Source organism: Phenylobacterium sp. (assembly GCF_036495085.1).
Classification (GTDB): Bacteria; Pseudomonadota; Alphaproteobacteria; order Caulobacterales; family Caulobacteraceae; genus Phenylobacterium.
The window spans coordinates 1-6,906 of the sequence record NZ_DASXNL010000164.1 but is presented as its reverse complement, the minus strand read 5'-3'; the positions used below and the strand labels follow the sequence as shown (position 1 = coordinate 6,906).

The window sequence follows — 6,906 nt, the reverse complement described above, 5'->3', positions numbered from 1 at the left end:
GCTCGAACTTCTGGAATAGGCCGTTCAGCTTGTCGGGGGCGACGCCGATACCGGTGTCGGCGACGCTCAGCACGAGCCGCTTGTTGCGCCGGCTCACCGCCACCTTCACGCCGCCTGTTTCCGTGAACTTCAGTGCGTTCGAGACCAGGTTGTAAAGGATCTGCCGGACCCGCACGCTATCTCCCCGATAGACCCCGCGCGCGCCGCGAGCGACCTTCAGCTCGAAGGCGAGGCCCTTTGACTGGGCGGTCGCGGTAAAGGCGGCCAATGCGCCGCGTGACAGCTCGGCGATGTCGAATTCCGCCTGCTCAAGCTCCAGCTTGCCCGCCTCGATCTTGGAGAGATCGAGCACGTCGTTGAGGATCGCAAGCAGGCTTTCGCCGGATTGACGGATCACATCCAGTCGTTCGCGCTGGTGTTCAGCCAGATCGCTCATGGCCATGGCCTGGGCCATGCCCAGGACCCCGTTCAGAGGCGTGCGGATCTCATGGCTCATGGTCGCCAGGAAGGCGCTCTTGGCCCGCGTGGCGCTCTCCGCCTCATCCTTGGCATCGACGAGCGCGCGCTCGGAGGCCTTGCGCTCGGTGATATTCTGCAGCGCTCCAATCATGCGCAGGGGCTTGCCATCGCCATCCTGCAGGAAGCGGACAGCGCCTTGCGCCCAGACCTCCTTGCCGTCCGTCCGCTTCACCCGGTACTCAGGCCGGAAAGGAACGCCCTCTTCCACGTGGCGGCCCCACTGCTCCATGGCCCGGTCGAGATCGCGCGGATCGATGGTGTCCCAGATATTGCGATAGAGTGTCTCGTAGGTCATCGGCTCGCTGAAGAAGGTGTCTTCAGCGCCCACCTTGATCAGCTCACGGCGCCGATAGTCGAGCTCCCAGACATGGATGTCGGCGATCTCCATGGCCAGCCGCAGCCGTTCTTCTGAGCGCTCGGTTCGCTCCAGGGCCTCGACCATTTCGGTCACGTCATGGGAGGTGATGATGAGGCCACCGATCTCGCTGGCCGCGCCGCGCCAGGGCGTCAGCTCCACCTGCAACCAAACGACGGAGCCGTCCTTGCGGACCAGTTCCACTTTGTCAGCCCGCACAGCCTCGCCGGCCAGGCATTGTTCGTAGACATCGCGCCACTGCCCGTGGGTGTTCGGGAACAGATCGTAGAGGGAGCGGCCGATGACTTCCTGGCCCACGAGTTGACGGCTCTCGATCCAGCGCGGGCTAGCGGACACGACCCGCATCAGCCGATCGGTCATCAGCAGCGAGATAGGCGCGGTCTGGATGATCTGGGCCACGATCTTCTGGGCCACGTCGCTCTCGCGGCGAGCCGCTTCGCGGGCGATCTGGGACTGGAGCCGGCTCCACTCGTCGGCCACGAAGTCGGCGAGATCTTGCAGGCGCCCGGCGAGTTCCGCTTCGAAGGTCCGGGGCATACAACCGGCGACCGCCAACACGCCCGGGATCGAGCCGTCTTCCAGGCGGATGGGCGCGGCGACGTAGAAGCGAACATGCGGCGCACCCGTGACCCTTGGACGGTCACGGAACCTGGGGTCCTGGGTCGCGTCAGCGAGCCAGAAGAGGCGGCCCGCCTCGATGGCGATCTGCGCGACCGGCGCATCCTTCGGCAGGGCGCTGTCCGGATCATGGCTGCGCCAGGCGGCCCCTTGGTTCACAAGCACCACTGAGGCTTCGACGTCGCCGAACAGCGTCCTGGCCAGGCGCCGTGCCCGGTCGAACACGGGCCCGGACTGCTCCAGGCCTTTGGGTGTCTTCAGGCGACCTGCGCCAGCCATGCATCCCCCCAGGGATGGTTTCCACGTTTGTTGGTCGACTGTCTTCCACCCGGGTTAAGAAAGGCCTCTAGGGATCCTCGGCCAGGCGCTCCATCGCGGCGACCCGGTGCAGGACGATGCCGCTGGCCGTCGCGACATTCAGGGAATCGAAACCGCCGGCCATCTCGATGCGCACGGTGCAGGTGCGTGAGAGCACCGCGACCGGCAGCCCCGGGCCTTCTGCGCCAAAGAGCACCGCGGTCCGCTTGGCGGGCTTGAGGTCGGCTAGTGTCGCGCCGCCGGCCGGCGAAAGCGCGACGATGGAGAAACCGGCCTTTTCGAGCGCGGCCACAAGGTCGGCCCCCGCCCCGCCTCTCGCGAAGGGCGTGGTCAGGGCCGCGCCTACCGAAACCCGGATCGCCTTTCGATAAAGGGGGTCGCAACAGCTGGCGTCCAGCACGACGGCGTCGGCTCCAAACGCGGCGGCGTTGCGAAACAGGCCACCCATGTTGTCGTGATTGGCTATGCCCACCAGCCCCACGACCAGCGCCCTCTCAGGCAGGTCGGCCAGCAAGCTCGCCAGGTCCGGTTCTGCCCGCGTCCCCGCCGCCAGCACCCCGCGGTGGATCGGAAAGCCGACGACGGCGTCCATCACCGCCTGGCCGGCAACATAGACGCAGGTATCGTCATCCAGCCCGGCGAACAGCGACGCCAGCGTCGCAGCCCGCTTTTCGGCCACAAGCACAGAACGGATCGGGTGGCGACCAGCGGCGATCAGCTTCTCGAGCACCACAACGCCTTCGGCGATGAACACGCCCCGGCGGCCGATCATGTCCCGCTCACGGACCTCCCGGTAGTCGGCGAGCCGCGGGTCGCCAGGGTCATCGATGGTGAGGAGCATCGGCATGCCGCGCTTGTCTCACGCGGCTGTGTCCGCCTCCAGTCCGGAACAAAGTTGACGCCAGCGTCACGTTGCGATCTATGCAATGCTCAAATCAGGAGGACGCACCATGGCGGACGGTAATCTGGCGAACCTCGCCGAAGCCCGGGAAGCGGCCTATTCGACGCCGCTGGAGTTGCTGAACCCGGCCCAGCCGGCGCTCTTCCAGGCCGACGCGATGTGGCCGATCTTCGAGCGGCTGCGCAAAGAAGATCCGGTGCACCACACCGCCGAACACGAGTTTGGACCGTACTGGTCGATCACAAAATACACCGACATCATGGCGGTCGACACCAATCACCAGGTGTTCTCCTCCGAAGGCGGCATCACCATCGCCGAGCAAACGCAAGGCGACGGGCCACTGCCGATGTTCATCGCCATGGACCCGCCCCGCCATGATGTGCAGCGCAAGACCGTAAGCCCCGCCGTCTCGCCGACCAGCCTGCAGGTCATGGAGCCCCTGATCCGCGAGCGAGCGGCCACGATCCTAGACAACCTGCCGATCGGCGAAGAGTTCGACTGGGTCGACAAGGTCTCCAAGGAACTGACCGGCATGACGCTGGCCACCCTCTTCGGCATGCCGCAGGAGGATCGCCGCCGGCTGATCTACTGGTCCGACGTGGTCACCGCCGTCCCCGGCCAAGGTCTGATCGACTCCATCGAGCAGAAGATGCAGATCTTCGTCGAATATCACTCGTACTTCACGAACCTCTGGAACGAGCGGGTCAACGCCGACCCTACCGGGGACCTTGTCTCGATGCTGGCGCACGGCGAGGCGACCCGGAACATGGAGCCGCGCGAGTACTTCGGGAATATCGTGCTCCTGACGGTTGGCGGCAACGACACGACACGCAACACGATCTCCGGCTCGATCCTGGCCCTGAACCGAAACCCCGATCAGTACGCCAAGCTGCGCGCCAATCCCGAGCTGATACCCTCGATGGTCTCCGAGACCATCCGCTGGCAAACCCCCCTCGCTCACATGCGCCGCCGCGCGCTGCAGGATTTCGAGTTCCAGGGCAAGCAGATCAAGAAGGGGGACAAGGTCATCATGTGGTACGTCTCGGGCAACCGCGACGACGAGGTGATCGAGCGGCCCAACGAATACATCATCGACCGCGAGCGGCCGCGCACCCATGTCTCATTCGGCTTCGGGATCCACCGCTGCGTGGGCAACCGCCTGGCTGAACTGCAACTGAAGATCATCTGGGAAGAAATCCTCAAGCGCTTCCCGGCTATCGAAGTGGTGGGCGAGCCCAAGCGGGTCTACTCGACCTTCGTGAAAGGTTACGAGACCCTGCCCGTTATCATTCCAGCGCGGAACTGACGGGTGCGCGCAACCGAGGAAGCTGGCAGATCCTGTCCATGATCTGGACGAAGGGCCGGTCGTGACGGCGGAGTTTTTCTAGCGGTCCTCGGGTCCCTCGCGCACGCGAACGATCACCGACTGGCTGGCGGTGGCCATAAGCTCTCCGTCCTGGGCGAACAGGTACATCGCCCCGTGGCCGAAGCCGCCATGAACACCCAGGATGCGGATGTCGCAGAGCACCCACTCGGTGGGCACGATCCGGCGCACGCGCAAGGTGTTGTCCAGGCTGTTGCCGCCGGCGTTCTTGCCGATGGCGTTGCCGATACCGGAAGGTACGAAGTCTGCCATGACCGCCAGCATCGAGGCGTCTATGGCGAACCGCTCGCGCGGCCGGATCCAGAGCAGCAGGCGCCCGTCAGCCTCGGGGTTGCCGTCCCGGTCAGCGCCATAGCGGCCTTTGGCGACCCTGACCTCGATGCGGTTGTGAAGGCCGCGGCCGGAGCCTCGCCAATGTTCCGCCGGCGCACAGTCCTCCGGACGGGGCGCGTCGGGCATCGCGAGCCACTGGCGCGAAAGCTCGCTCGGCCGCAGCCCGAGCGCGGCGTTGACCGTGAAGATCTCCTTATCCTCGACGTGTCCGATCACGCGGGCCTGGGTGTTGTGCTTGCCAACGGCCGGCGTCCAAACGTCGAGGTCCACAACGCTGGGCGGGCGGGCGTAGGAGAGGTACTGCGCCGTCGCCCAGATCACTGGGCGCCCTGACGTCCGCTCCATGGCCGCGATCGCCGAGGCCAGCCCGACGCCTCCGAACATGAAGAGGTTCTCGCCCGATCCTACGCAGACGTCGGGCGTCAGCGGCATGAACCAGCGGTGCGGGTTGTGGGTCGCACGCAGGTCGAAGAAGAGCCGATCCATGCCGCCTTCTTGACTCCACCGGAGCGCCGTTCGCAAGGCGCCCCGAAACGACGATGGCCGCACTCCCGCGGGAATGCGGCCACTTTCCGGGCCAGGCCTTGTTGTGATCAGCGGCCGTGCGCGCGCCAATCGCTGCGGCCATCGTGCGAGCGGTCGTAGGCGTTGGAGACGTAGCGGGCGTCGTAGCCGCGGGCCTCGTAGCCGTAGGCCGGCTGGGTGTAGCCGTAGGCCGGCTGGGCGTAGTAGCCGCTGCCGTAGACCGGCGCGTGATAGATGGCGCCATAACCTTCTTGGAAGCCGCAGGCCTGGCCAGAGCTGCGTCCGATAGCGTTGCCGAGCACAGCGCCGGTGACGGCCCCGATGGCGGCTCCGCCGGAGCGGCCGCCGTGGTGAGCGGCGAGGTTCGACCCCAGCACGGCTCCAGCGATTCCGCCGATGATCGTGCCCGCCGCGGTGTTACTGCGTTGGTCCGCGCGGCAGTCGCCGGCGTAGCCATAAGGTTGGGCGAAGCTGGGGGTGGCGACGGCGCCGGCCACCAGGGCGGCGATCACAGCGCCGGAAATCGTGGCGACCTTCATGTCATTCTCCAGTCCATGTCTAGCGCGGAGCTTTCGGCGCCGCTGATGGACCGATTAGGGGGCCCGGCCGCTGAACGAGGTCTGAGGTCGTCGTTATCTGCGGTTCACAACCTGCAGCATCCGGCTTCGCGCGCGGCGGGAACCGCCTATATGGACGCCATGCCCTTCAAGACCGTCAAAGCCTTGCACCCGGCCGCCCGTGACGACATCGGCGACCTGATCACCCGCCGCCCAGTTCCGGGGCCAGGCCTGCAGCAGGTTGACCCGTTCCTCTTCCTGAACCACCACGGTCCGCAGACCTACGGACCCAACAACCGCGGCCTGCCGTTCGGACCGCACCCACACCGCGGCTTCGAGACCGTGACGTTCGTAATGGATGGTGAGCTGGCCCATCGCGACTCCGCTGGCCACGAGAGCGTGATCAAGGCGGGCGGCGTGCAGTGGATGACCGCGGGCTCTGGAATCGTGCATGCGGAAGTCTCGCCCGAAGACTTCCTGCGATCGGGCGGGCGACTGGAGCTGTTGCAGCTCTGGGTTAACCTGCCCGGCCGCCTTAAGATGACCGCGCCGCGCTATGTCGGCCTGCAGGCCGATCAGATACCCGCCATCCCGGTCGATCAGGGCGCTGCGCTCGTCCACCTGATTTCCGGCGCCTGGAGCGGCTACAACGGTCCGATCACCTCGCTGACCGGGGTCTTCATGACCACCATCGACCTCAAGGCCGGTGGCCGGGCGGGATTCGGCTCCCTCGCCGGCCGCAATGTCTTCCTCTACGTCGTCTCGGGTGAGGTGAAAGTGAACGGCCTCGCCGCGAGCGCCTGGCATCTTGCCGAACTCGACCTCGAGGACGACACGGTAGAAATCGAAGGCGCGACGGATGCCGTCGTCGTGTTCGGCCACGCAGAGCCGATCGGCGAACCCGTAGTCGCCCACGGTCCCTTCGTGATGAACACGCGCGAGGAAATCGTCCAGGCCATCGGCGACTACAACGCGGGCCTCTTCGACAAGATCGCCGTCTAAGCCGCCGTCGTCAGGCGGCCCAGGTAGGCATGGATCTGCGCCACCACCGCGGCCCCCTCGCCGACCGCGGCGGCCACCCGTTTTGTCGAGCCGGCGCGAACGTCGCCAATAGCAAAAACCCCGGGCAGGGCTGTCTCCAGAGGAAGCGCCGCCGCAGCGCCCGTCACCACGAAACCCTTGTCGTCGGTCTCGACGCAGCCTTCCAGCCAGTCGGCGTTAGGTTCAGCGCCAATGAACAGGAAGAGGTGGCGCAGCGCCCGGGTCTTGGTTTCGCCCGTCTGGCGGTTGCGGCACGTGATCGATGAGACGCCCTTTGAACGTTCGCCGCCGATCCCGACGATCTCGGTATGGGTGTGCAACTCGACGTTTGGCA

7 protein-coding genes are annotated in these 6,906 nt (G+C 66.1%); 2 read left to right on the top strand and 5 right to left on the bottom strand.

All coding sequences use genetic code 11. From position 1 onward, the window contains the following. Both VGI62_RS18165 and VGI62_RS18160 read right to left on the bottom strand, forming a co-directional pair. Positions 1-1,792, bottom strand: a 1,792-nt coding sequence (locus VGI62_RS18165) for a PAS domain S-box protein (RefSeq protein WP_331505957.1), incomplete at its 3' end; no start/stop codon positions are given. A gap of 67 nt (positions 1,793-1,859) precedes the next feature. Further along, positions 1,860-2,678 (bottom strand): RNA methyltransferase, encoded by an 819-nt coding sequence (locus VGI62_RS18160; RefSeq protein WP_331505956.1) that lies wholly within the window; start codon positions 2,676-2,678, stop codon positions 1,860-1,862. A 103-nt stretch (positions 2,679-2,781) separates the two neighbouring features. Here VGI62_RS18160 and VGI62_RS18155 point away from each other — a divergent pair, with 103 nt between their 5' ends. Next, positions 2,782-4,038, top strand: a complete 1,257-nt coding sequence (locus VGI62_RS18155) for a cytochrome P450 (protein WP_331505955.1) — start codon at positions 2,782-2,784, stop codon at positions 4,036-4,038. Positions 4,039-4,116: 78 nt separating this feature from the next. Here the strand turns inward: VGI62_RS18155 and VGI62_RS18150 are convergent, their stop codons facing one another. Beyond that, entirely contained in the window at positions 4,117-4,935 is an 819-nt protein-coding gene (locus VGI62_RS18150) for an acyl-CoA thioesterase (protein ID WP_331505954.1), read from the bottom strand. Positions 4,936-5,042: 107 nt separating this feature from the next. Continuing rightward, positions 5,043-5,513 (bottom strand): glycine zipper 2TM domain-containing protein, encoded by a 471-nt coding sequence (locus VGI62_RS18145; protein ID WP_331505953.1) that lies wholly within the window; start codon positions 5,511-5,513, stop codon positions 5,043-5,045. A gap of 150 nt (positions 5,514-5,663) precedes the next feature. Here VGI62_RS18145 and VGI62_RS18140 point away from each other — a divergent pair, with 150 nt between their 5' ends. Further along, positions 5,664-6,533: a pirin family protein gene (locus VGI62_RS18140; protein ID WP_331505952.1), complete on the top strand. Its 870-nt coding sequence runs from the start codon at positions 5,664-5,666 to the stop codon at positions 6,531-6,533. Here VGI62_RS18140 and VGI62_RS18135 read toward each other — a convergent pair. Further along, on the bottom strand, positions 6,530-6,906 hold a 377-nt coding region (locus tag VGI62_RS18135; protein ID WP_331505951.1), incomplete at its 5' end, for an NAD(P)/FAD-dependent oxidoreductase. The genes VGI62_RS18140 and VGI62_RS18135 overlap by 4 nt on opposite strands.